Raw genomic sequence first — 24,815 nt, forward strand, 5'->3', positions numbered from 1 at the left:
TGATTATTTATTGTGCAAGCGCAAGTGAAATGGGGGTGCGTGCAGGGTGAAATCATCATTTCTCTAAGAAATTCCTTTCCTGCCTGTAATGAAGTCATGAAATTACCGATAGGAAAGGCGGCTTTTACCCTACCTTCCGTAAACGTTATGTAAGGCTGTCATCTGCGTAAGCCGGCGTGTTTGACATGCGATCACGGCATAATAGGCATGAAAAAAGGGGTACCACTGCGTGGTACCCCTTTCTTGATCAAGCCGATTGCAACCGAACGCGGGTTAGCCGCGCAAGCTGGCGCCCGTGGCCTTGGCGACGGCGGCCACCACCTTGGTGGCCACATCCTCGATTTCCTTGTCGGTCAGGGTCTTGTCGACCGGCTGCAAGGTGACCGACAGGGCCACCGACTTGAAGCCGGGCTCCACACCCTTGCCTTCATAGATATCGAAGATGGTGACATCGCTGATCAGCAGCTTGTCGGCACCCTTGGCAGCCTTCAGCAGCTTGTCGCTGTCGGTGCTGTTGGCGACCAGGAAGGCGAAGTCACGGTCCACGGGCTGGAACGGCGACAGAGCCAGCAGCGGCTTGGCAGTGCCAGCCTTCTTCTTGGGTGCCGGCACGGCATCCAGGAACAGTTCGAACGCCACCACGGGACCGGTCACGTCCAGCGCCTCCAGCAGGGCGGGATGCAACTCGCCGAAGCGGCCCAGGACCGTGGGGCCCAGGCGCAGGGTGCCGGAACGGCCCGGATGGTACCAGCCGGGCGCATCGCGCGTGACCTGCAGGTTGGCGACGGGGGCGCCGGCAGCCTCCAGAATGGCCATGGCGTCGCCCTTGGCATCAAAGGCGTCGACGGGGCGTTCGCCCTTGGACCAGTTGCGGGGCACCGCGGCACCGGCGCGCACGCCGGCCACCACCAGATCCTGGCCCTTTTCGGACCCGTCGCGGAAGGCGGGGCCAACCTCGAACAGGCCGACATCCTTGAAGCCCTTGGCGGCGTTGCGGCCAGCGGCGGGGACCAGGGTACCCAGCAGCGACGGGCGCATGACGGCCAGATCGGCGCTGATCGGGTTCAGCAGGCGCAGCTCATCCTTGTCGCCATCGAACAGGGCCGCGACCTTGGGATCGACGAAGGACCATGTCACCGACTCGAGCAATCCGCGCTCCGCGGCGGCCCGGCGGGCGTTGAAGCGGCGGCGCTGATCATGGGTGAGCGCCGGGGCGGGGGTGCCCACCTCACGCGGCAGCGGCGTGGCCGGGATCTTGTCGAAGCCGTTGACGCGCAACACCTCCTCCACCAGATCGGCCTCACCCTCCACATCGCGGCGCCAGGACGGGACCTCGGCCACCAGCACGCCATCATCCCGGCGGGTGACGGTGAAGCCCAGGACGGACAGGATGCGGACCTGTTCATCGACCGGCACATCCACCCCGCCCAATGCCGCCACGCGGGCCGGGCGCAGGGTCAGGGTACGCTGCCAGGCGGGTTCGGTGCCGGTCAGGCTGACGGCGCCGGCGGAACCGCCGCACAGGTCCAGGATCAGGGCGGTGGCCAGCTCGACCTTTTCCAGGATGTTGGCCGGGTCCACGCCACGCTCGAACCGGTAACGGGCGTCGCTGTCCAGTTGCAGGGCGCGGCCCGCCTCGGCAATGCGCACCGGCTCAAACGTCGCCACTTCCAGCACGACATCGGTCGTATCGGCGGTGACGCCCGTGGTTTCCCCGCCCATAACGCCAGCCATGGAGATCATGTGCGTGTCGTCATAGATGCCGATCAGGCCGGCGGGCGGGGCATATTCCTTGCCATTCAGGGCCAGCAGCTTGTCGCCGTCCGCCGTGGCGCGCAGGGTGATGCCGCCGGTCAGCTTGGCCGCGTCGAAGACGTGCAGCGGGCGGCACAGGTCCAGGCTGAAATAATTGGTGATATCGACCAGGGCGCTGATCGGGCGCAGACCCACGGCCAGCAACCGGTCGGCCAGCCATTTCGGGCTGGGGCCGTTCTTCACACCCCGGATCAGGCGGAAGGCGATTTGCGGGCAGCCGGGGTGAGAGAGATTGACCTTCAGCGGGTTGTCGAAGGCGGGCGTCACGGGCGTGGCGGCGAGCGGCTTCAGTGTGCCCAGGCCGGCGGCGGCGAGGTCACGGGCCACGCCGCGCACGCCGGCGCAATCGACGCGGTCGGGCGTCAGGGCGATCTCGATCACCGGATCGGACAGGCCGCGCCAATCGGCGAAGGAGCCGCCCACGGGCGCATCCTCCGGCAACTCGATGATGCCATTATGTTCGTCGGACAGCAGCAGCTCCCGCTCCGAACACATCATGCCCCGGCTTTCCACGCCACGGATGGTGCCGATGGACAGGGTGTCGCCAGAGACGGGGATCTTGGTGCCGGGAGCGGCGAAGACCACCTTGATGCCGGCCCGCGCATTGGGCGCGCCACAGACCACCTGCACCGGGTCGCCGGCACCGGTATCGACCATGCACAAGCGCAGCTTGTCAGCGTTCGGGTGCTTTTCGGCGGAGACGACATGGGCGATGCGGAAGGCCGACAGGGCGGCACCCCGATCCTCAACCCCTTCCACCTCCAGGCCCAAGGCCGTCAGCGCGTCGGTGATCTGATCCAGCGTGGCGTCGGTGTCGAGATGCGTCTTCAGCCAGGAAAGCGTGAACTTCATGGGAATGGTCCTGATGCAAACGTCCCTGCCGCCGGGCGGGCCGGCGGGCAGCGGGGGGCGATATCGTCCACGGGTGTAACACGGGCCAAGGGCCGCAGGTAAGACCGTCCTGCCGCCGGGCAGGCAGTCAGCGCCGGCAACCCTGATCCGCCACCGCTGCGGGGATGCCGATGGGGGCGGGGTCAGCCGCCCAGGCAGCGCAGCAGCCAGCCCCTTATATATTGGGCCAGACGTGGTGTCAGGGGCCCGGTGACGGAGCGGTGTTCGGGCGCCATGTGGGCCATCGGGTCGCCATTGCGATGGAAGACGTAATGGTCAAAGACGTCGCGCCACACCTCCCGCCGCTCCGCCGGCATCTCCCCCATGGCCATGATGGAATGGACCAGGGCTTGGAACGGGTTGCCGGCCCAGGGCTTGGCATCGTTCCACCAGTAATTCACCAGCACATTGAACGGGCCGGTGGAGACGACATTGTGCCACCACATGGAGGGGATATAGATCGCGTCGCCGGGTTCCAAATCGACGGTAATGGCGGCATCCAGCGCCGCGCGGAAGCGGGGATAGCGGGTGAAATCCGGATTGGCCAGATCGACCATGCTGCTGGGCTGCCCCGCCATCGTGTAATCCAGCGGCCCGACATAGAGGTTGGGCAGCTGTTCGGGCGGGAAAAGGGTGAAGCGGCGATGGCCGGCCACAACGCAGGCGATATTGTCCGACTGATCGTAATGGGTGGAGATGGTGGCGGAATTGCCGATCCAGATGCGCGCGCCGGTGGAGCGGGGGATCAGGTCCATCGTATTATCGCGCCCGAAATCCGGCAGGTTCACATCCGTGGGCACGGAACCGGTATAGAAGGCGGGCGGGGCGGGATGGTCCAGATGGGCCAGCAGCCGGTCGATGGCGGCGGTCAGCGTTTCCTGCCGCCGTTCGAAATTGAAGCCGCGCATGTCATCGCGATAGAAGAACCGGCCCTTGATGGCGGGCGGCCCCAGCATGCTTTCGGTCAGTTCGCCACGGTCGAAGCTTTTCAGATACTGCGCCAGTGCCTGGGGAGAGGTCCGCCCCTCCTTCACCACGGGCCAATGGGCGACCAGACCGCGCAGCACGGCGGGGCGATAACGCGGCTGGATTTCCATCTGGAACCGCGCGGCGTCAACGCCGTGATATTCATCCAGGCCCGTTTCCATCGCTTGCTCCCGCTACACCTGCCCTGGGTGACGGGGGATTGCGCGCGAATAGCAAGGCCGCACTCCCCGAAAACCGGTGGCCGGCGGCACAATGAAGCGCGCGGACCTTCCTGGCAAGGTCCGCTCAGCGCTTTTCGCGGCGGCCCCCCATCTCCTTGGCCATGTCGGTCAGCTTTTCCAGGGCAACGGCCGTGGTTTCCTTCGGCAACTGCTCGATCCGGGTGCCGTCGGGCGTGACGATGATCAGTGCCACTGGAATGACACCGCCGCCCCCGCCGCCGCCCACCGGCTCCCCGAACAGCGAACCGCCGCCCGTTCCGACGCCGAAGGTGGTGATGGTGACCGGGACAATGGTCGTATCGCCCACGGTCACGGGCGTGCCCAGCACACCCTTACCCAGCAACTGTTCGAATGCCGTCATGGTGGCGGTCATCATCAACTGTGCCGGGTCGGTGACGAAGGGGGTCAACAGCGGATTGGCAGATAACAGGGAGGGAAGCATCACCCGAACCTCCTTATGGGTTGCGTACGGGTGATGCTATGCCATCAAAAACATTTCGCAAGTGCGAAAGAGCTCTGGGCTGCGACTCAGGCGAACAGGCCGGCAAGCAGGCGGTGGGGGGCGGTGGTGAAGGGGTTAACCACTGTGACGCCACCCCAGGTGAAGCCATCCTGATAATCTTCCGACAAAAGCAGTAGGCACCCCTGCTCGGAGGCTGCGGACAGGATGATAGCGTCCCATAACGGCACCTGATGATCCACGGCAAGATCGGTCGCACGGATCAGCACCATGTCACTGGTGGGGGCGCTCCCTCCAAGGGTCCGATATTCCAGGACCCTGTCGCGCGCGTCGGCGGCGTTCAACCGCTTTTTGGAGACCAGGACGCGGAACAGCTCGCCAAGGCACTGTACCGGAACGATGACCCTCCCGACCGGTAGGGCGGCAAGCACCCTGCGGGCCATCGCGGGTTTATCCCGATCAGCGCCGCTACCCACGAAGCCTTCGGCGTAGACCAGGATATTGGTGTCGATGGCGACACGCATGATCAGTCGTAAAGCTCGTCACGGGTCCACGGCTCGCCCACCACCACGGGCTGCTGTGACAGCCGTTGCAGGAGTGCTGCCTTTGCCTGTTCCGCTGTGGCTGCATCGTCGGCCCCATCTGTGGGAACGATGCGGGCAACGGGCGTGCCATGGGATGTTACCAGGAAGCGGGCACCATCCTGCCGCACATCCCGGAGAATGTGGGAGAAGTGGCGGTTCGCCTCCGCTGCTGTGACGGACCGCTCACCTTGCGGTTGGCGATACGCGGTCATGGCACCCTCCGGTCCCAATATAGTGGATATCACTACATTGGGACCGGTCTGCCAGCTTGGCAAGACCTTACCGCGACAGACCCTGCGCCAGGTTCGGCTGGTCCAGCGGTACGAAGCCGTAATGGCGCAGCCAGCGCAGGTCGGCGTCGAAGAAGGAGCGCAGGTCGGGGATGCCGTATTTCAGCATCGCCACGCGCTCGATCCCCATGCCGAAGGCAAAGCCCTGATACTTGGTGCTGTCGATGCCGCAATTTTCCAGCACCTTGGGGTGGACCATGCCCGACCCCATGATTTCCAGCCAGTCGCCATGGTTGCCCAGCTTCAGCTCTCCGCCCTTGCGCGAGCAGCCGATATCCACCTCTGCCGACGGTTCGGTGAAGGGGAAGAAGCTGGGGCGGAAGCGGATGGGCAGGTCGTCGATCTGGAAGAAGGCGCGGCAGAACTCCAGGATGCAGCCCTTGAGATGGCCCATATGGATATCCTCGCCGATCACCAGACCTTCGATCTGATGGAAGACGGGCGTGTGTGTCTGATCATAGTCGGAGCGATAGGTGCGGCCCGGCGCGATGATGCGGATCGGCGGTTTGTTCTTCAGCATGGTGCGGATCTGCACCGGGCTGGTATGGGTGCGCAGCACACGTGCAGCACCTTCTGCGGACGGCGGCAGATAGAAGGTGTCGTGCATCTGACGGGCCGGATGCTCCGGCGGGATGTTCAGCGCCGTGAAATTGTTGAAGTCCGTCTCGATATCCGGACCTTCGGCGACGGTGAAGCCCATAGCGGCGAAGATGGCCACCATCTCGTCCACCGTCTGGCTGATCGGGTGGATGCGGCCCTGGGTTTCGGGGCGGGCGGCCAGGGTGACGTCGATCCGTTCCGACGCCAGACGGCGCTCCAACTCGATACCCTTTAGCTCGCCCCGGCGGCCCTCGATCGCGGCCTCCACGGCAGTCTTGACGGCGTTCAGTGCCGCACCCCTTGCCTTGCGCTCCTCCGGGGTCAGGGACCGCATGTCGCCCATCAGGGCCGTGATGGAACCCTTCTTGCCCATGACGGCAACCCGCACCTCTTCCAGGGCGGCGCTGTCATTGGCAGAGGCGATGGTGGCCAGGGTTTCGGCCTTGAGCGTATCGAGCGTGTCCATGAGGGGTCCGGATCAGGAAAGGGAGGGGGCGGAAGCGCCCGGTTGGAATTCGGTGAGACTGACGACGCGGCACGCGGGATCTCGATCCCGTGTACCGGACCGCAATCGCTGCACCAGTTTCATGTCGGCTGTAATCAAGGGCACGCCCAAAAGGCGGGCCAGCGCAACATAGAACATATCGTAGGCTGGGTGATCCAGACTCAATGCCAGATCAAGCGCTTCATCAGCCAAGCTCTGACAAGGGATCGACTTGATCGGTGCCTGCTGGAACAAGGCTGTCGCCGTTGCCAGCATCTCGGCTGTCAGATCGCCGCGCCGGACCTTTTTCCAAAGGATATTGGTAATCTCCGCAAACATCAGGTCGGGTGCGAAAAGATCATGATCACGCAGGGGTAAAGCCTGTTCCGATCCTGGTTCGTCGATCACCAGTTTGATCGCAACACTGGCGTCCACTACGTAGCTCATCTGTCGTCGCGGTCGCGATCTTCGCGCAGCAAGACCTCCGACGGGACAGTGCACCTGCCAGCGGTCAATGCCCGGAAGGCATCCATGCGCGCAAACAGCTCGGCGCGATCAACGGGAGCGGGCCGAATCGCGCCCTTCAGGATGAGCGCGACCTCCTGGTCCAGGGTTCGTCCCGACCGTAGCGCTTGGTCCTCCAGTCCCTTGATCAAGCTGTCATCAAGGTTGCGGATCATCAGTGAACCCATGGAAACCTCCCGTCACGCATGACCGGATGAGATTAGCACAAAAAACCGTTTGCCTGCCGCGCACAAGCAAAAGGGGGAGCGGGCCCGCCGGGCCTGCTCCCCCTTTCAACTTGCAACCGTTCTGAGATCCGTTACCGGAAATCAGGCGGCCTTGAGAGCAGCCTCAGCCTGTGCGCACAGGCTCTTAAAGCTCTCCGGCTCGCGGGCGGCGATGTCGGACAGAACCTTACGGTCCAGTTCGATGCCAGCGCGCTTCAGGCCGTGGATCAGGGTGCTGTACTTCAGCCCGTGCAGACGCGCACCGGCGTTGATACGCTGAATCCACAGGCCGCGGAAATCGCGCTTCTTGTTGCGACGGTCGCGATAGGCGTAACGAAGCGCCTTTTCGACCTTTTCAATCGCAACGCGATAGCACTTGGAACCGCGACCACGATAGCCCTTGGCGAGCTTCAGGATCTTCTTGTGACGGGCGTGAGTGGTGACGCCCCGCTTAACGCGTGCCATAGGTCAGTCCTCTCACTTAACCCGCAGGAAATTCTCGGCGATCTTCTCGCCGTCGGCCTTGAACATAACGAACGTACCACGTGCGTTACGCTTCATCTTCAGGGTGCGCTTGCTCATGCCGTGGCGCTTGCCGGCGGCCTGGGCCTTCACCTTGCCCGAAGCGGTGAACTTAAACCGCTTCTTGGCGCCCGAATGGTTCTTCAACTTGGGCATTTTCGGTCCTTCTTCACATGTGGACGGTGGGCATGCCCCGGGCTTCTCGCCCGGCCGCACCGTCCGATGGAGCGGGTGCTTATAGAGGAGGTGCCGGAACTTGGCAAGGTGCCAAGGTAAGCGGAGTCCACATAGGCACCCGGCGAATCCTCCTCAATCCTCAAACGGATCGCGCATCAGGATGGTGTCGTCGCGCTCCGGGCTGGTGGAGAGCAGGGTCACCGGCGCCTCGATCAGTTCCTCGATCCGGCGCACATATTTGATGGCGGCGGCGGGAAGCTGGGCCCAGGAGCGGGCACCCTGGGTGCTTTCGCTCCAGCCTTCGAACACTTCGTAGATCGGCTCCACCTGCGCCTGGGCCGTCTGGCCGGCGGGCAGATGCTGGATCACTTCGCCGTTCAGCTTGTAGCCTGTGCAGACCTTCAGCTCGTCAAACCCGTCCAGCACGTCCAGCTTGGTCAGGGCGATGCCGGTGATGCCGCCAGTCTTGATGGCCTGACGCACCATGACGGCATCAAACCAGCCGCAGCGGCGCTTGCGGCCCGTGACGGTACCGAACTCATGCCCGCGCTGGCCGATCTTGTCGCCAATCTCATCATGCAGTTCGGTGGGGAAGGGGCCGGAGCCGACGCGCGTCGTATAGGCCTTGGTGATGCCCAGCACATGGCCGACCGCACCCGGCCCCATGCCCGACCCGGCGGCGGCATTGCCGGCCACTGTGTTGGACGAGGTCACGAACGGGTAGGTGCCGTGATCCACGTCCAGCATGGCGCCCTGGGCGCCTTCGAACAGGATACGCTTGCCCTGGCGGCGGGCCTCGTCCAGGCGCTTCCAGACAACGGCGCTGTAGGGCAGCAGCTTGGGCGCCACCTCACGGAGCTGACCCAGGACTTCATCCTTGCTCAGTTCTTCCGCGCCCAGGCCGCGCAGCAGGGCATTGTGGTGGAACAGCAGCTGTTCGACCTTGTGCTCCAGCACCGCCTCGTCGGCCAGATCGCAAACGCGGATGGCGCGGCGGGCGACCTTGTCCTCGTAAGCCGGGCCAATGCCGCGGCCCGTGGTGCCGATCTTGTTGACGCCGCGCGCTTCCTCACGCGCCTTGTCCACGGCGCTGTGCAGCGGCAGGATCAGGGCGCAGTTTTCGGCGACCAGCAGGGTTTCGGGTGTGATCGTCACGCCCTTTTCCTGAATGGCGGCAATTTCCTTCAGCAGGGCCCAGGGGTCGACGACGACGCCATTGCCGATCACCGACAGCTTGCCGGGGCGGACCACGCCGCTGGGCAGCAGCGACAGCTTATAGACGACGCCGTTGATCACCAGCGTATGGCCGGCATTGTGACCGCCCTGGAAGCGGACCACGACATCGGCCCGGCTGGACAGCCAGTCGACGATCTTGCCCTTGCCTTCGTCGCCCCATTGGGACCCGACGACCGCCACATTGGCCATGATATTCCTCGCTTGCGTGAGACGTCCGGGTTCCGTGGCCCGGTTGGGCCCGTACCCTTGGTTGGTTTCGGTCAAAGGGTCAGACGGGCGTGGGCCCGTCCGCTGTCAGAAGATGTGAACAGGACAGGCGTTTGGCCTCCGCGACCAGATCGGTAGTCGCCTCCATGCCGGCAACCGTGTGCCAGCCCTGGGCGCGCAGGGCCTGCGCCTCGGCATAATCGGTGCCCAGCGGCAGCAGAACCCGTTTGACCGGCGTGGGGCCGGGCAGGGCGCGCAGGACGGTGTCGGTATAGAGCGTGAAGCCCGTGGCGGGTTCGCCCACCGGGTCGGCCCCGCCGGTGCGATACCGGCCACCGCGGCCCAGTTCGCCCCGCACACCGCGCGCGAAGATCGTGAAGCTGACGCCCGTCTGATACTCAAACCCGCGCATTTCCACGGGATCGATGGTGACGGACAGGCCCGGTGCCGCCGCCGCGATCAGGCGCACGACATCAGCCAGTTCCTGACGTGCGGCCTTGGCCACATCGGGCAGGTCCACCGCCGACAGCCGTTCCACCGCCGCAGGCGCCGGGCCGCTGGCATTCAGGATGGACAGGAACAGGGGGGCATGCGGGCCGGCGGCATCGGCGACAACGGCGGCGTCACGATGGTCCAGGGCCGCGCGCAGGCGGGCATAATCATCGTCCGACAGGGACAGGGCGCGGGCCACAGCCGGCACCAGCGTCGGCACCGTCAGGTCGATGGAAATGCCCTTGGCACCCACCGATGACAGGGCGCTGGCCGCCAGCAGGATGATCTCTGCATCCGCCTCGGCCCGGTCGGGGCCGATCAGTTCCACACCGACCTGCCCGAACTGCCGTTCCTGGCGCAGGCTGCTGCCCTTCACGCGCAGAACCTGCCCTGCATAGGACAGGCGCAGCGGGCGCGGTGCCTTGCGCAGGCGGGTGGTGGCGATGCGGGCAACCTGCGGCGTCATGTCGGAACGCACGCCCATCATCCGCTGCGACACGGGGTCCATGATGCGGAATGTCTGGTTGGCAAGGCCGGCGGCGGAGCCGGACAGCAGCCCTTCCTCGAACTCCACCAGCGGCGGCTTCACCCGCTCATAGCCGTGGCGATGGAATTCCTTCAGCAGACGGCCTGTGACCTGCGCCTCATGCTCTGCATCCGGGGGAAGCAGGTCGCGCAGTCCGGTGGGCAGCAGCGCCTTGGCCGCCAGGGCCTTGGTGGGCGTATCGGTCATGTCTTGAGCTTACCGATGGTGAGTGCCGTCAAGCGAAGGGAGGAACCCCAACACCGGTAACCGGTCTTAGCCCAGGGACCGGTTTCACGCAAATGCAAACACCCCGCACGGGCGGGCGGGCAGCCTTGCGTGGCACATCAACCCTTCGCCGCCGCCTGTGCCAGTTGCAGCGGCAGGCTGTTGGTGGCCAGCACGGTCAGGATTTCCAGCACGACCAGACCGGCGGCGACGGCACCGGGGCAGCCGACGGCTGCCCGAACGCTGAACCAGCTATAGGCCAGGCTCCACAGGACCAGACCGATGCCGATGCCATTGGCGACGGGCAGGGTGGATTCCAGGGCCACGGCCAGGGCCAGCAGACCCGCCGCCGTACTGACGATGCTGCACCAGAGGTAGGTGGAGACGAACAGGGGGAAGCGGTCGCCGCGCCCCGTGCCGGCCAGGATCTGCGACACGGCCAGCATATAGCCCGTCATCTGCGCCGCCGACACCGACGCCGACAGCAGCAGATATGTCGTGACCTCCACCCCATCGGGCAGTGCCATCAGGTCGGACACGCCCTGTGCCAGCAGCAGCGGCACCAGCAGCACCAGATTGCGCCAGGCCGCCGCCGGTGACGGATCGAAAAAGCCGATGCCGCGCCCATCAAGCGCGGCCAGCCGGATGGCCCCGACCAGGGGGATCATGCCGCCGCCTTGCCGAAGAAATCGGCCAGGACACGGTCATAGATGGCGGCCAGGGTGCGGATATCGGCGACATCCACATGTTCATCGACCTTGTGCATGGTCTGGCCGACCAGCCCGAATTCCACCACGGGGCAGAAATTCTTGATGAAGCGGGCATCGGACGTGCCGCCCGACGTGGACAGTTCCGGCGTCTTGCCCGTCACGGCGGTAACGGCCCCGGCGACGGTGGCGACCAGGGCGCCGGGCGGGGTCAGGAACGCCTCCCCCGATACCGCCATCTTCAGGTCCCAGGCCCCACCCACTTCCTCCAACACGTCCCTGATATGGGCCTCCAGGCTTTTGGGCGTGTGCAGGTCGTTGAAGCGGATGTTGAACTTGGCCGTGCCCTTGGCCGGGATCACGTTGCTGGCTGGGTTGCCGACATCGATGGTGGTGATGGCCAGCGTGCTGGGCTGGAAATGCGGGGTGCCTTCGTCCAGCGGGCTGTCGGCCAGCATGGACAGGGCCTTGGTCAGGCGCGGCAGGGGATTGTCGGCCAGATGCGGATAGGCGACATGGCCCTGCGCACCATAGGCGGTCAGCGTGGCCGTCACCGACCCGCGCCGCCCGATCTTCATCATGTCACCCATAGCGCGGGGGTTGGTGGGCTCGCCCACCAGACAGGCGTCGATCACCTCTCCGTTCGCCTGCATCCAGTCCAGCACCTTGCGGGTGCCATTGATGCTGGGCCCTTCCTCATCCCCCGTGATCAGCAGGGAGATGGAGCCGTCAGGCGTACCATTCCGGTCCAGAAACGACTTTACGGCGGATGTGAAGGCGGCGATGGCGCCCTTCATGTCGGACGTACCGCGACCGTAAAGTTTGCCGTTGATGATTTCGGCACCGAAAGGATCAACGGTCCAGGCGGCGGCATCACCCGCCGGCACCACATCCGTGTGTCCGGCGAAGCAGAAATTGGGGCTGCCAGTGCCCAGGCGGGCATAGAGATTATCGACCGGGTCGGTTCCCGCCTCTTCAAACACCAGCCGTTTGCAAGCAAAGCCCATGCCCTCCAGCAGCCGCTGCAACACACCCAGCGCGCCGGCATCGGCTGGGGTGACGCTGGGGCACCGGATCAGGTCCTGGGTCAGGGCGACGGGGTCGATGGTCATGGGGACGGGCTCTGGCAGGAAAGATGATTAGGTCTAACAGAAAGCACCTGTCGTCATCCCGGCGAAAGCCGGGACCCAGGGGCCACGGGATAGAACCTTGACGCTACGCGGAGTGGCGCTGCGGGAAGGTCGGGCGCTTGGCTCCTGGGTCCCGGCTTTCGCCGGGATGACGACAGGTGGGGCAGGATCAATACCCCGCCGCGTGGCCGTCGACGCGCATTTCGGTGCCGGCGCGGTAGACGCCGTTCACATGGTCGCGGACGATGGCTTCATAGCTGCCATAATGCAGGCCGGGCTTCACCTCCACCTTGTGGCCGCGTTTGCGCAACTCCTCGATCACCGCCGGCGACACGCCCTGTTCGACATAGACGATGCCCACACCGTCACCGGCCTCACCGGTGGGTTCAGGCGAGCCTTCATGCTGCCAGCGGGCGGCGTCGCCGGCTTCCTGCACATTCATGCCGAAATCGATCATGTTGACCAGGACCTGGGTATGGCCCTGCGGCTGCATGCCGCCACCCATTACGCCATAGGCGGCGAAGGGCTGGTTATCCTTGGTCACGAAGCCGGGGATGATGGTGTGGAAGGGGCGCTTGCCCGGCGCATAGACATTGGGGTGCTTAGGATCGAGGGCGAATTGTTCGCCGCGGTCCTGCAACATGAAGCCCAGACCGTCGGGCACCAGACCGGAACCCATGCCGCGATAGTTGGACTGGATCAGTGCAACCATCAGCCCATCCTTGTCGGCGGTGGACAGGAAGATCGTGTCATGGCTTTCCGGCATGATGCCGGTTTCGGGCGTGCCGGCCTTCTTCATGTCGATCTGCGCGCGGCGCTTGGCGGCATAGTCCTTGGAGATCAGGGTGCTGATCGGCAGCTTCACGAACTCCTGATCAGCATACCAGCGCGAGCGGTCGGCAAAGGCCAGCTTCTTAGCCTCCACCGAGACATGGATGAAATCGGCGCTGTTATGGCCCATGGCCTTGAGATCGTAACCTTCCAGGATGTTCAGCATCTGGAGCGTGGCCAGACCCTGGCCGTTGGGCGGGATTTGCCAGATGTCGTAACCGCGATAGTTGGTAGAGATGGGTTCCACCCACTGCGCCTTGAAATCCGCGAAGTCCGCGTACCGCAGGGGGCCGCCGATCCGCTTCATATAGGCGTCGATGGTCTTGGCGATGGGGCCCTTGTAATAGGCGTCGTGGCCGCCCTTGGCGACGATGGACAGGGATTTGGCGAGGTCCGGGTTGCGGAAGATCTGGCCCGCCACGGGGGCCTTGCCGTCGATCAGATAGGTCTTGCGGGCATTGTCCAGTTCCTCGATCACGCGCCCCATCTGATCAAAGCGCTTGAAATTGGCAGCCCAGCCCTTGGCGATGAAGGGCGACAGGGGGAAACCGTCATTGGCATAGGCGATGGCGGGTGCCAGCACCTTTTCCATGGGCAGCTTGCCGTATTTCTTGTGCAGTTCGAACCAGCCGGCGACGGCACCGGGGACGGTCACCGACAGGGAACCATGGGACGGGATCATCTTGCCCGGTCCCAGACGCTTGACCAGATCGTCCAGCGTCTGACCCTTCGGCGCGCGGCCCGAGGCGTTCAGGCCCACGACCTTCTGTGCCTTGGGGTCCCAGATCAGGGCGAACAGGTCGCCGCCCATGCCGCTGCCCGTGGGTTCGACCAGACCCAGCGTGGCATTGGCCGCGATGGCCGCGTCAACGGCGCTGCCGCCCTGTTGCAGGATGGAGAGAGCGACCTGGGTCGCCAGCGGCTGCGACGTCGCGGCGGCGCCGTTCTTGGCGATAATCTCCGACCGGCCCGCGAAATTGGCACCGACCAGACGGTCACCGCGCCCGGCCTGTGCGCCATCGACATAGTCGGCGGCGACGGCGGTATCCGTGATGATCGGCATGACACTCAACGCCCCCAGCAACAACGCGGCCAGCCCGCGCTTGGTCTTCTGAACCATTGTCCGATAACCTTCCTGTGCCTGGATTGCGGGCCTTCGCCCTGTTTGGTTACTCATACCAACAGCCCTGGATCAGGGCTCTTGGTGTTTACATTCTCCCTCAAACGCCGGGCGGCGGCATCCGCCGCCTTGGGCTTACGCGCACATGGGTGCGCGGGCCAGCGGTCGCTGGCCACCAAGGGTCATGGCCCATGACCCTTGGCAGTTTCCCAGCGCCTTTGCTTGTACGTCCGCCGCCCCTTGGCGGCAACCCTTGCAGCCGGCCTATGCCCCGTGCCAGCCTGCGCCAAATCCGTTTTCCGGGAGATGTGATCGTGCGGGTAATGGTCAATGGTGCGCCGCTTTATTTCGATGTCGAAGGCGCGGAGCTTGTGCCCGACGCGGGCAGTCTGCGGAAGAAGCCGACGCTGCTGCTGCTGCATGGCGGACCGGGTTTCGACCATGCCAGTTTCAAGCCGGCCTTCAGCGTCCTGTCGGCGGATGCGCAGGTGATCTATCTGGACCATCGCGGCCAGGGGCGCAGCGGCGGCAGCGATCCCGCCACCTGGACGCTGGCGCAATGGGCCGATGACGTGAAGGGCTTCTGCGACGCGTTGGAGATCGACAAGCCGTTCGTGCTGGGCAACAGTTTCGGCGGCTTCGTCGCCATGGAATATATGCGCCGCCATCCGGGCCATGCGGCGGGTGTCATCCTGTCCTCCACGGCGGCGCGCATGCAGCTGGACCTGATCGTCAAGGCCTTTGCCCGGCGCGGCGGCCCCGCCATCGGGCAGGCGGCGGATGATTTCTGGTCCGACATCAAGGCCGACAAGGTCCTGCCCTATGCGGCCCAGGTCATGCCCTATTACACGGTGAAGGCGCCGATGGACGGGCCGGGCCGGGCGCGGTCCATCATGCGGCCAGAGGTTCTGGAACATTTCTCCGGCAAGGGCGGAGAGATGTGGGGCATGGATTTCCGCGACAGCCTGCCGCGCGCGCAAAGCCCGGTGCTGATGCTGTGCGGGGATCAGGACCCGATCACGCCGTGGGAATGTTCGGAGGAAATCATCGGCCTGCTGCCCAAGGCCACCAGCCGGCTGCACCGGTTCCCGCATTGCGGGCACGGCACCTTCCGCGACGATCCCGATGGCACCTTCGCCCTGATCCGGCAGTTCATGGGTGTGGGCAGCACGGTGGAATCCGGGCAGGGGGCACCCATTAACGCACCGGTGTGAGGGGCGTCACTGCGGGGCGGGTGCGGGTGGTCCATTCCCGTTAACCAAACTTGAACAACGCTCATCCCCGATCATGTCACGCGCCCGCCTTCTTTTCCTGTCGCTGCTGGCCGGCCTGGCCTTGTCCGGGCCGGCGCGGGCGGAGATTACCGGGCCGACGGCAGGGGCGGAGACGGGCACCCTGACCCTGATCCTGGAGAACGACCTGTTCTATAACCTGGACCGCCATTACACCAACGGGGTGCAGGCGGTCTGGACCACCGCGCGGGACGAGGTGCCGGACTGGACCCGCCGCTGGGCGCGGTGGGTGCCGTTCTTTGCCCAGGATGGGCATGTGCGGGCCGTGTTCGCGGCGGGTCAGAATATGTACACGCCCAGCGATATTGAAACCCGCAACCCGCCCTTGAACGAGCGGCCCTATGCCGGCTGGCTGCATGGGTCGGCGGGGTTGATCAATGAGACGAACCGGCGGATGGACCAGCTGCAGCTGACGCTGGGCGTGGTGGGGCCGGCCTCGCTGGCCGAACCGGCGCAGAAGATCGTCCACCGCCTGACCGACGCGCCCAAGCCCATGGGATGGGACACGCAGCTGCATAATGAACCGGGCGTGGTCGTCACCTATCAGCGCAGCTGGCGCTATGATCTGGTGGAAACCACCGGTTTCGGCATCGACATCATGCCCCATGTCGGCGGTGCGGTCGGCAATGTCTCCACCTATGCCGATGCCGGCTTCATGCTGCGCGCCGGATGGCAATTGCCCGCCGATTTCGGGCCGGCCCGCATCCAGCCGTCACTGCCCGGCAGCGGCTTTTTCGAGCCCGATGCCCGCCATCCCGTGGGCTTCTATTGGTTCCTGGGCTTCTCGGGCCGGGCGGTGGCCCGCAACATCTTCCTGGACGGCAATACGTTCCGCGACAGCCGGTCGGTGGACCGTAAGGTCTGGGTCGCGGATGTGCAGGCGGGTGCGGCGATCAATATCTATGATGCCCGCATCACCTATACCCATGTCTTCCGAACCCGTGAGTTCAGCGGGCAGAAGGAAGGGGATGAGTATGGGGCCGTGGCGGTGACGTGGCAGTTCTGAGACTGTCTTGCAATCTCCCCAATGACGGGAAATTGCATGGACTTGTAATCGCATTTTTGCTGAATATGAAAACGGCGGACCGCAATCCCGCGGCCCGCCGTCTATGGAGGTACGACATGCGTAAACTGTCGTGTCTCCTGGTGCTCCGTATCCCCATCTGGCGGCGGCGTGTTTTGCACGTCACCATCATGCTGGGGCAAGGGCCTAGGAGAGGGTGGGGTGGAGATCGAACCTCCGTCCCACCTTCCTCTTCAATATAGGTCAAACCTGCGCACAAGTCTATCGGTACGAGAGTAATTATGCGGGTCAGCCCAGGCCCTTCTGGCCCATGTCCAGGAACTTCTGGCGACGGTTCTGGCGGAGCGTGGCGCCGTCCTGACCGCGCAGACCTTCCAACGCATCCTCAATGGCATTGCCCAACGCGCTGATCGTTTCGTCGCGCCGGCGATGGGCGCCGCCGATGGGTTCCATCACGACGCGGTCGATGACGGCCAGTTCCTTCAGGTCCTGTGCCGTCAGGCGCAGGGCCTGGGCCGCGTCGGCGGCATTGGTGGCGGACCGCCACAGGATGGAGGCGCAGCCTTCGGGCGAGATCACCGAATAGATCGAATGTTCCAGCATCAGCACGCGGTCGGCGACGGCGATGGCAATGGCGCCACCGGACCCGCCCTCACCGATGATGGTGGAGACCATCGGCACGTTGAGGCGCAGGCAGCTTTCGATCGACTTGGCGATGGCCTCTGCCTGACCGCGTTCTTCCGCCGACACGCCGGGGAAGGCGCCTGCCGTATCGACCAGCGAAATGACGGGCAGGTGGAAGCGGTCGGCCATGGCCATCAGGCGCTGGGCCTTGCGGTAACCCTCCGGCTTGGCCATGCCGAAATTATGCTTCACGCGGGTTTCGGTGTCGTTGCCCTTTTCCTGGCCGATCACGACCACGGAGCGGCCCCGGAAACGGCCCAGCCCGCCAATGACAGCCTGGTCTTCCCCGAACAGCCGGTCGCCGGCCAACGGCGTGAAATCGGTGATCAGCGCCTGCACATAGTCGAGGCAGTGCGGTCGGTTCGGGTGGCGGGCCACCTGCACCTTCTGCGCTGGGGTCAGCTTGGCATAGGTGGCGCGCAGCAGCTTATCCACCTTGTCCTGAAGCTTCTTCACCTCGTCGGCGATGTTCAGATCACCGCCATCGGCGAGGTGGCGCAGCTCCTCGATCTTGGATTCCAGCTCCGCGATCGGCTTTTCGAATTCCAGGAAATGCATCGACGTGACTGTTCCGCCCTTGGCATGAAGCGGGCTGATTAGCATGAGATGGGGCCGAGGGCCATAGTGTGTGTGCGCAGAGGTGGATTAATCCAAAACCTGTACCGCATCGCCTGGCTTGATCTCTCCGCCCTGTTCGACACGGGCATAGACGCCACAGACCACATGGTCGAAGCCGCTCTTCAGCGCCTTCAGCAGGGCCATGTCGCGTTCGCCCGTGGCGGGGTTCACCTCCACCGCCGCACAGCGGGTGGTGGTCTTGAACACCGACAGGACCGTGTCGCCAATGGCGATGCGCCTGTCCACCCAGGCCATCTCCGCCCAGGGTTCCAGGCCCGCTAGATGCAGGTTGGCGCGGAACCGCAGGGGGTCGACGGGCCGCTGCGTCACCCGCCCGATATCCTTCACCGAGGCGAGGTTCAGCAGCGATACGGCCTTGTCCGGAATGTCGGTGAAGTTATGGCCGGGGCTTTCCACGATCTTGTAGGGACCGGGGACGGCGGCATCCTTCATATAGGCGGACAGGAACTGATCGATCAGCAGACGGCCCGTGGCCGTATCGATGCGTCCGCCGGCCACCCGCTTGCCATTGCGGTTCAAGACCAGCATGCAGGTGGCGGGATCGAACACGGCCTGCAGGGTCGCCAGCTTCTCATCCCGCAGCAGGACCAGGAAGTTGGTCTTCGGCTTCCAGGCCGGTTCCAGCGGGTCGAACTGCGTCGCCCGATGCAGAATGGCAAAGCGCCGGTCATGCGGCAGGCAGCCGCCCGGCGTCAGGGTGACATGGTCCAGCGTCTGGGCGGTCAGGCCCTTCACGGGATAATAGTGAATAGTGTCAAGTTTGATGGACATGATGGTGACAGGATAATCTGCCCTGCGGTCACGGCGCAACCCGGACAATACCCAAAAACCGGTAATTAAGTTTCCTAATTACGGGGCCGCGTCCTGTAACACCATCGGTCATAATTTATGACCGATGGTACGGCGGCGACTGCCGCCGCGCCGCCCATGCGGCGTAGCCAAGGGCGCGGATGCGCCCGCCGGCGATTGAGGGGCACGAAATCTTGACCACCGGTCATGATTTCGTCCCGCTGGTATAACCTCAGAACAGGCCCAATTGCTGTGCCGGCAAGGCCGCCCCCTCGATCCGCAGCAGGGTCAGCTTGGTATCCACCCCGCCGGGGGCGGAGAAGCCACCGGTCCCGCCCGCCGCGGCCATCACCCGGTGACAAGGCACGACGATGGGCCAGGGGTTGCGGCCCAGCGACTGCCCCACCGCGCGCGGCACGATGGAGGGCGGCATGTCGGTCAGCACATCCGGCGGCAACCGCTTGGCCACCTGCCCATAGGTCAGGGTCTGTCCCGGCGGGATGGCGCGGGCAATGGCATAAACGGCGCGGTCGAAGGGACCGGTTGCCGCCATATCCAGGCGGATTTCCAGCAGATCGCGTTTCTCCCCCGACAGCAGGGCGCGGATGCCGGTGATGGCCGATGCGGCTTCCCCATCCGGTCCACCCGGTATTGCCCCCGGCACTGCCCGGCGCATCTTGTCCGCCAGATCACCGCCCTCCACCGCTGGCAGGCGCACGGCCAGCAGCCCGCCCGGCCCCCAGGCGATGGCGCAGGTGCCGACGGATGTATCGAACAGGTGGAAATATCGGTCGCTCATGCGGGGTAGCATAACCGTCCGGTCAGATGCCGTCACGGGCCCTTGCGGGCTTGGGTCCTGCTTCCCACATCAGATACGATCCTCCCGGATCGCACATGACGTGGATCATCGCATTCATCGGGCCTAGAGAGGACGATGGGGCAAAATCGGGGAGTTAGTGGGTTATGGATTTCAAGAACTATACCGAACGCGCCCAGGGTTTCATCCAGGCGGCGCAAGGGGCGGCGGCGCGGGCTGGACATCAGCAGCTGACGCCCGAACATCTGTTGAAGGCGCTGCTGGAAGACCAGGAGGGTATGGCCGCCAACCTGATCACCAGTGCCGGCGGCAATGCCCGCGCGGCAGAGACCGGTGTGGATGCCGCCCTGCGCAAGCTGCCCAAGGTGGAAGGCGGCGGCACCCAGCTGTTCGCGACGCGCGAACTGGTCCGCAGCTTTGAACAGGCGACAGAGCTGGCCAAGAAGGCGGGCGACAGTTTTGTTACCGTCGAACGGCTGCTGCTGGCGCTGGCGCTCTCCACCGGTACCGATGCGGCCAAGGCGCTGGCCGATGCCGGCGTGACCCCGCAAAAGCTGAATGAGGCCATCAACAGCCTGCGCAAGGGCCGCACCGCCGACAGTGCGTCCGCCGAGCAGGGCTATGACGCCCTGAAGAAATACGCCCGCGACCTGACGCAGGCGGCGCGCGATGGCAAGCTGGACCCCGTCATCGGGCGTGACGAGGAAATCCGCCGCACCATCCAGGTGCTGGCACGGCGCACCAAGAACAATCCGGTCCTGATCGGCGAGCCCGGCGTGGGCAAGACCGCCATCGTGGAAGGGCTGGCGCTGCGCATCATCAATGGCGACGTGCCGGAGGGGCTGAAGACCAAGCGTCTTCTGTCGCTGGACCTCGGCGCCCTGGTGGCCGGTGCCAAGTTCCGGGGCGAGTTCGAGGAGCGGTTGAAGGCCGTCCTGTCTGAGATCCAGTCGGCGGCGGGCGAGATCATCGTCTTCATCGATGAGCTGCACACCCTGGTCGGGGCCGGCAAGGCCGATGGCGCCATGGATGCGTCCAACATGCTGAAGCCCGCCCTGTCACGGGGTGAACTTCACTGCGTGGGCGCCACGACCCTGGATGAGTATCGCAAATATATTGAGAAGGACCCGGCCCTGGCCCGGCGGTTCCAGCCCGTGTTCGTGGCGGAGCCGACGGTGGCTGACACCATCTCCATCCTGCGTGGGCTGAAGGAGAAGTATGAGTTGCACCATGGCGTGCGCATCACCGACAGCGCCATCGTGTCTGCCGCCACGCTGTCCAACCGCTACATTACTGACCGGTTCCTGCCCGACAAGGCCATCGACCTGATCGATGAGGCAGGCTCTCGCCTGCGCATGGTGGTGGACAGCAAGCCAGAAGCCATCGATGAGCTGGACCGCCGCATCATCCAGTTGAAGATCGAGCGTGAGGCCCTGAAGAAGGAGACCGACCAGGCCTCCCGCGACCGGCTGGAGAAGCTGGAGATGGAGCTGGCGGAACTGGAGCAGAAATCCGGCACCCTGACGGCGCAGTGGCAGGCGGAGAAGGACACGCTGACCGGTGCCCAGAAGCTGAAGGAAGAGCTGGAGCGGGCGCGGGCCGAGTTGGAACAGGCACAGCGGGCGGGCGATTGGGCGCGTGCCGGTGAGATCACCTATGGCCGCATCCCCGACCTGGAAAAGCGCCTGACAGAGGCCGAAGCCGCCAGCCAGAACCGCATGCTGAACGAGGCCGTGCGCGAACAGGATATCGCCGCCGTCGTCAGCCGCTGGACCGGCATCCCCATGGACAAGATGCTGACGGGCGAACGGGAGAAGCTGCTGCAGATGGAAACCCATCTGGGCAGCCGCGTGATCGGCCAGCAGGAGGCGGTGGTGGCCGTCGCCAACGCCGTGCGCCGTTCCCGCGCCGGCCTGCAGGACCCCAACCGCCCCATCGGCAGCTTCCTGTTCCTCGGCCCCACGGGCGTGGGCAAGACGGAGCTGACAAAGGCGCTGGCCGAGTTCCTGTTCGATGATGAGACGGCGATGGTCCGGCTCGACATGTCCGAGTACATGGAGAAGCACGCGGTCAGCCGCATGATCGGTGCCCCGCCGGGCTATGTCGGTTATGACGAGGGCGGGGCCCTGACGGAGGCGGTGCGCCGCCGTCCCTATCAGGTGGTGCTGTTTGATGAGGTGGAGAAGGCGCATCCCGATGTCTTCAACATCCTGTTGCAGGTGCTGGATGATGGCCGCCTGACCGATGGTCAGGGCCGCACGGTGGATTTCCGCAACACCCTGATCATCATGACCTCCAATCTCGGCTCCGAATTCCTGGCCAACCTGCCCGATGGGGAGGACAGCTCGGTGGCGCGGGGGCAGGTGATGGAGGTGGTGCGCGGCTCCTTCCGACCGGAATTCCTGAACCGGCTGGATGAGATCCTGATCTTCCACCGTCTGTCGCGCCCCAATATGTCGGGCATTGTGGAGGTGCAACTAGGCCGCCTGACCAAGATGCTGGCGGAACGGGAGCTGACCCTCGAACTGACGGGTGCCGCCAAGGAATGGCTGGCCGATAAGGGCTATGATCCTGTCTATGGCGCCCGCCCCCTGAAGCGTGTGATCCAGCGGGAATTGCAGAACCCGCTGGCCACCCGCATCCTGGAAGGCAAGGTCGCCCCCGGCACGCCGGTGCGGGTGGATGCCAATGAGGACGGGCTGCTGATCCAGGGCGAACCCGCCCATGGCCCCCTGCCGCCCGCCGGCGAGTCGGCCTGGGGGCAGGTGCGCACCCTGCATTGAGCGTCCTCAGGCACCCGACATGATGGCAGGCCGTTTGCGTAGCGTGGATTAGGCGTCAGCCGTAATCCGCGGGAACCCGGTCCCCGGCGTTGCTCCGCGGATTACGCTTCGCTAATCCGCGCTACGGTGGAACCGCCAGGGGGATGCCCCAAACAGCAAAAGGCCCGACCGAAGCGATTCGGTCGGGCCTTTTCATGAAAGTCGTGGAGGAGACGTTCAGCAGCCGCGCTTGCGGTCACAGCTTGCCTTGGACGGCTTGGCGGCCTTGGGCGTGGCAGAGACAAGGCCGATGCCGTCGGCGGCCTGATCGCCGCCGGCCTCAAAGCGGTCCTGAAGACTGGCCATCACGCCCTTGAAGCGGGCCAGTTCCTTGCCGTCCAGATTGCGGCCCGTGGGCACGGCCACCGACAGCGGATTGACCTGCTGTCCATTCTTCACGATCTCATAATGCAGATGCGCACCGGTGGAACGGCCCGTGGTGCCGACATAGCCGATGACATCGCCCTGGGCCACGCGCGCGCCCTTGCGCATGCCGGCACCGAATCGCGACATGTGGGCATAGGCGGTGGAAATCTCACCATTATGCCGGATGCGGATATAGTTGCCGTAGGACCCGTTGGGCCCGACCTCGTCCACGACACCGGCACCAGCGGAATAGATCGGCGTGCCCGTGGGGGCCGCGAAATCGACACCCTTATGCATCTTGGAATAGCCCAGCACCGGGTGGCGGCGCATGCCGAAACCGGAAGACAGGCGGGCGCCGTCAATGGGGGTCTTCAGCAGGGCCTTGCGAATCGAGGAACCCTGGGCATTGAAGAATTCCGCGATGCCCTGGCTGTCCTCATAGCGGTAGATGGCCTGTTCCTTGCCGGACAGGGTCAGCGAGGCATAGAGGATATTGCCATTGCCGCCGGCAACCACCTCACCATCCTCGGTGACCACCTGCTCATACAGCACCTCGAACCGGTCGCCCGGCTGAATGTCGCGCTGAAAGTCGACATCATAGGAGTAGTTGCGGATCAGCTCGGTCAGCACATTCATCGGCACGCCGGCGGCGCGGCCCGATTCGAACAGGGACGAACGGATTTCCCCCTGTGCGGCGACGGCACGGCGGCCCAGCTTCTTCGCCGTTTCGGCGGCCTGGAAGCGCACGCCATTGAAACTGACAGAGACGGAGCGTTCCACGGCGGGCTGGAACTCAAACCCGACGAATCGATCTTCATCGCCCGTGCGATCGAACATCACCTCGACGGGCTGTCCCTGCTTCATGCGGCGCGGGTCGTAAACGGCCTTCAGGGCGGTGATGGCTTCCTGCGCGTGCGGCTGCGGCACGTCGGCCTCCAGCAGCACCTGCATCAGCGTATCGCCACGGCCCAGATTGACCAGGCGACGCTCCACGGGATCGGCGGCCTTCTCGACATCGCCCCAGGCATCGGGGGCGGCGGAGGCGCCTTGCTGTGCATCCAGGGAGGCGAGGGCAGGTGCGGCTTCCAACGCCGCAGGCGACGTGGACAGGCTGGTGGAGTGAAGGAAGGCGGCGGTCCCGGCGCCCCCAAGGGCGGCAAGGGCAATGGTCGCAATCGCAAAACGCTTCATCAGCACTGACGAACCTCCATCCCCACGCTCCTCCTGGCTTTTTTGACCGATTGGCTGCCGGGTTACGGACCCGGCGGATGTTCGCGGAAGTGACGGCCCCGACACTGTCAACGACGCTCTTCATTCGAAGAATGCGTTTGCCGCAGCGGACCCGTGCTTCCCACACCGATGTGATTGGCATAATCCCCATCCGGGGGGTGGAATGCGAGCAAAAAGACATAGGCCGACGGAAAAAAACTTCGCTCCCAACTCCTCTTTAGGGGCTTGACGCCCGTACAGGGACGGATGGGACCCATGCCATCCGGCATAGATGATTGCGCCTATATATAAGATCGCGCGCGCGTGACGCGCGTAAGGACGAATGTTTCACTTTTTTTGAAAATAACCCTTGCCAGTCCGGTACTGCCTGTCCTATACCCCGGCTCCCGCTTGGGACGGCGCTTTGCGGTGCTGAGACGAGCGGGGTTCGGATGGTGGTTTTGGCCAGTATCCGGTGGTTCTTTGGCTGGTTTGTCTGGCCATACAAGTTAACAAGAAGTTGACCATTAATGGTTGGTGGTTGTTAAGCGGTCTTTAAGACTGTTTGATGATTGTCGGTCTGGTTGGTTGCTTTTGGAGTTGATTTTCGGTGCCGGTGACGGCGGTGAAAAAAAGCAGAAAAAAGTGATTGACACGGATCGGCGGGGTGCTTAAAAAGCGCCTCACCGACGCGCCGGACACGCTCTGGCGGCGATGGTTGACTGATCTCTGATTTTGGGGTTGACGACGTAAGTCGGAAGGCCTAGATGAAAGGGGTCAGGCGGTGGCCGAGGCCACTGCTTCCGATGCCTTCCCTTCTTCTGGTGGGGTTTGGTTGACCGGTGAAAACCGGTTGATAGGTGTCGTTCGGTCTTTGGCCGATGGTTCTTTGACAAGTGAATCTGTTGAGAAGGGATGCGCAGGCGGCGGATCTTGA

Annotated in this window: 22 protein-coding genes; 3 read left to right on the forward strand and 19 right to left on the reverse strand. The window is 64.4% G+C overall.

Going from position 1 to position 24,815, the window contains the following annotated elements:
- Positions 1–273: 273 nt before the first annotated feature.
- The 15 genes from pheT to ggt form a co-directional block, all read right to left on the reverse strand.
- Positions 274–2,667 carry a phenylalanine--tRNA ligase subunit beta gene (pheT, locus tag ACODSP_RS06420; RefSeq protein ID WP_488964789.1) on the reverse strand — a complete coding sequence of 798 codons (2,394 nt, stop codon included), beginning with the start codon at positions 2,665–2,667 and terminating at the stop codon, positions 274–276.
- Between the two features lie 182 nt (positions 2,668–2,849).
- Positions 2,850–3,854 (reverse strand): cupin-like domain-containing protein, encoded by a 1,005-nt coding sequence (locus ACODSP_RS06425; protein WP_488964790.1) that lies wholly within the window; start codon positions 3,852–3,854, stop codon positions 2,850–2,852.
- Between the two features lie 124 nt (positions 3,855–3,978).
- Positions 3,979–4,356 (reverse strand): spore germination protein GerW family protein, encoded by a 378-nt coding sequence (locus ACODSP_RS06430; RefSeq protein WP_488964791.1) that lies wholly within the window; start codon positions 4,354–4,356, stop codon positions 3,979–3,981.
- Between the two features lie 86 nt (positions 4,357–4,442).
- Positions 4,443–4,898, reverse strand: a complete 456-nt coding sequence (locus ACODSP_RS06435) for a PIN domain-containing protein (RefSeq protein ID WP_488964792.1) — start codon at positions 4,896–4,898, stop codon at positions 4,443–4,445.
- A gap of 2 nt (positions 4,899–4,900) precedes the next feature.
- Positions 4,901–5,170 carry a type II toxin-antitoxin system Phd/YefM family antitoxin gene (locus ACODSP_RS06440; protein WP_488964793.1) on the reverse strand — a complete coding sequence of 90 codons (270 nt, stop codon included), beginning with the start codon at positions 5,168–5,170 and terminating at the stop codon, positions 4,901–4,903.
- Positions 5,171–5,237: 67 nt separating this feature from the next.
- Complete coding sequence (gene pheS, locus ACODSP_RS06445) at positions 5,238–6,314, reverse strand: phenylalanine--tRNA ligase subunit alpha (RefSeq protein ID WP_488964794.1); 1,077 nt, start codon at positions 6,312–6,314, stop codon at positions 5,238–5,240.
- A gap of 12 nt (positions 6,315–6,326) precedes the next feature.
- Positions 6,327–6,779, reverse strand: a complete 453-nt coding sequence (locus tag ACODSP_RS06450) for a type II toxin-antitoxin system VapC family toxin (protein ID WP_488964795.1) — start codon at positions 6,777–6,779, stop codon at positions 6,327–6,329.
- Entirely contained in the window at positions 6,776–7,024 is a 249-nt protein-coding gene (locus ACODSP_RS06455) for a FitA-like ribbon-helix-helix domain-containing protein (protein WP_488964796.1), read from the reverse strand. The genes ACODSP_RS06450 and ACODSP_RS06455 overlap by 4 nt, the downstream gene beginning before the upstream one ends.
- Before the next feature lie 141 nt (positions 7,025–7,165).
- On the reverse strand, positions 7,166–7,528 hold the full coding sequence (gene rplT, locus ACODSP_RS06460) for a 50S ribosomal protein L20 (RefSeq protein WP_054167896.1): 363 nt from the start codon (positions 7,526–7,528) through the stop codon (positions 7,166–7,168).
- Between the two features lie 12 nt (positions 7,529–7,540).
- Positions 7,541–7,741: a 50S ribosomal protein L35 gene (gene rpmI / locus ACODSP_RS06465; protein WP_488964797.1), complete on the reverse strand. Its 201-nt coding sequence runs from the start codon at positions 7,739–7,741 to the stop codon at positions 7,541–7,543.
- Positions 7,742–7,894: 153 nt separating this feature from the next.
- On the reverse strand, positions 7,895–9,187 hold the full coding sequence (locus tag ACODSP_RS06470) for an adenylosuccinate synthase (protein WP_488964798.1): 1,293 nt from the start codon (positions 9,185–9,187) through the stop codon (positions 7,895–7,897).
- A 79-nt stretch (positions 9,188–9,266) separates the two neighbouring features.
- Positions 9,267–10,430, reverse strand: a complete 1,164-nt coding sequence (locus tag ACODSP_RS06475; protein WP_488964799.1) for an ATP phosphoribosyltransferase regulatory subunit — start codon at positions 10,428–10,430, stop codon at positions 9,267–9,269.
- Between the two features lie 137 nt (positions 10,431–10,567).
- Positions 10,568–11,116: a hypothetical protein gene (locus tag ACODSP_RS06480; protein WP_488964800.1), complete on the reverse strand. Its 549-nt coding sequence runs from the start codon at positions 11,114–11,116 to the stop codon at positions 10,568–10,570.
- The gene (dapE, locus tag ACODSP_RS06485; protein ID WP_488964801.1) at positions 11,113–12,267 is read right to left on the reverse strand and encodes a succinyl-diaminopimelate desuccinylase; all 1,155 of its coding nucleotides are present in this window, start codon (positions 12,265–12,267) and stop codon (positions 11,113–11,115) included. Before dapE ends, ACODSP_RS06480 begins: the two co-directional genes overlap by 4 nt.
- Before the next feature lie 187 nt (positions 12,268–12,454).
- Positions 12,455–14,236, reverse strand: coding sequence for a gamma-glutamyltransferase (gene ggt / locus ACODSP_RS06490; protein ID WP_488964802.1), 1,782 nt, complete (start codon positions 14,234–14,236; stop codon positions 12,455–12,457).
- 266 nt (positions 14,237–14,502) lie between these two features.
- Here ggt and ACODSP_RS06495 point away from each other — a divergent pair, with 266 nt between their 5' ends.
- Complete coding sequence (locus ACODSP_RS06495) at positions 14,503–15,450, forward strand: alpha/beta fold hydrolase (RefSeq protein ID WP_488964803.1); 948 nt, start codon at positions 14,503–14,505, stop codon at positions 15,448–15,450.
- Between the two features lie 73 nt (positions 15,451–15,523).
- Complete coding sequence (locus tag ACODSP_RS06500; protein ID WP_488964804.1) at positions 15,524–16,534, forward strand: lipid A deacylase LpxR family protein; 1,011 nt, start codon at positions 15,524–15,526, stop codon at positions 16,532–16,534.
- 306 nt (positions 16,535–16,840) lie between these two features.
- Here the strand turns inward: ACODSP_RS06500 and ACODSP_RS06505 are convergent, their stop codons facing one another.
- From ACODSP_RS06505 to ACODSP_RS06515, 3 genes are all read right to left on the reverse strand, one after another.
- Positions 16,841–17,794: an acetyl-CoA carboxylase carboxyltransferase subunit alpha gene (locus tag ACODSP_RS06505; RefSeq protein ID WP_488964805.1), complete on the reverse strand. Its 954-nt coding sequence runs from the start codon at positions 17,792–17,794 to the stop codon at positions 16,841–16,843.
- Between the two features lie 87 nt (positions 17,795–17,881).
- The gene (locus tag ACODSP_RS06510) at positions 17,882–18,646 is read right to left on the reverse strand and encodes an MOSC domain-containing protein (RefSeq protein WP_488964806.1); all 765 of its coding nucleotides are present in this window, start codon (positions 18,644–18,646) and stop codon (positions 17,882–17,884) included.
- A gap of 250 nt (positions 18,647–18,896) precedes the next feature.
- Positions 18,897–19,463, reverse strand: coding sequence for a methylated-DNA--[protein]-cysteine S-methyltransferase (locus tag ACODSP_RS06515; RefSeq protein ID WP_488964807.1), 567 nt, complete (start codon positions 19,461–19,463; stop codon positions 18,897–18,899).
- Positions 19,464–19,627: 164 nt separating this feature from the next.
- On the opposite strand from ACODSP_RS06515, the gene clpB reads away from it, so the two are divergent.
- On the forward strand, positions 19,628–22,264 hold the full coding sequence (clpB, locus tag ACODSP_RS06520) for an ATP-dependent chaperone ClpB (protein ID WP_488964808.1): 2,637 nt from the start codon (positions 19,628–19,630) through the stop codon (positions 22,262–22,264).
- A 216-nt stretch (positions 22,265–22,480) separates the two neighbouring features.
- Here clpB and ACODSP_RS06525 read toward each other — a convergent pair whose 3' ends face one another.
- Positions 22,481–23,860 (reverse strand): peptidoglycan DD-metalloendopeptidase family protein, encoded by a 1,380-nt coding sequence (locus ACODSP_RS06525; protein ID WP_488964809.1) that lies wholly within the window; start codon positions 23,858–23,860, stop codon positions 22,481–22,483.
- Between the last annotated feature and the right edge of the window lie 955 nt (positions 23,861–24,815).

It is taken from the genome of Niveispirillum sp. FG156 (assembly GCF_057809555.1).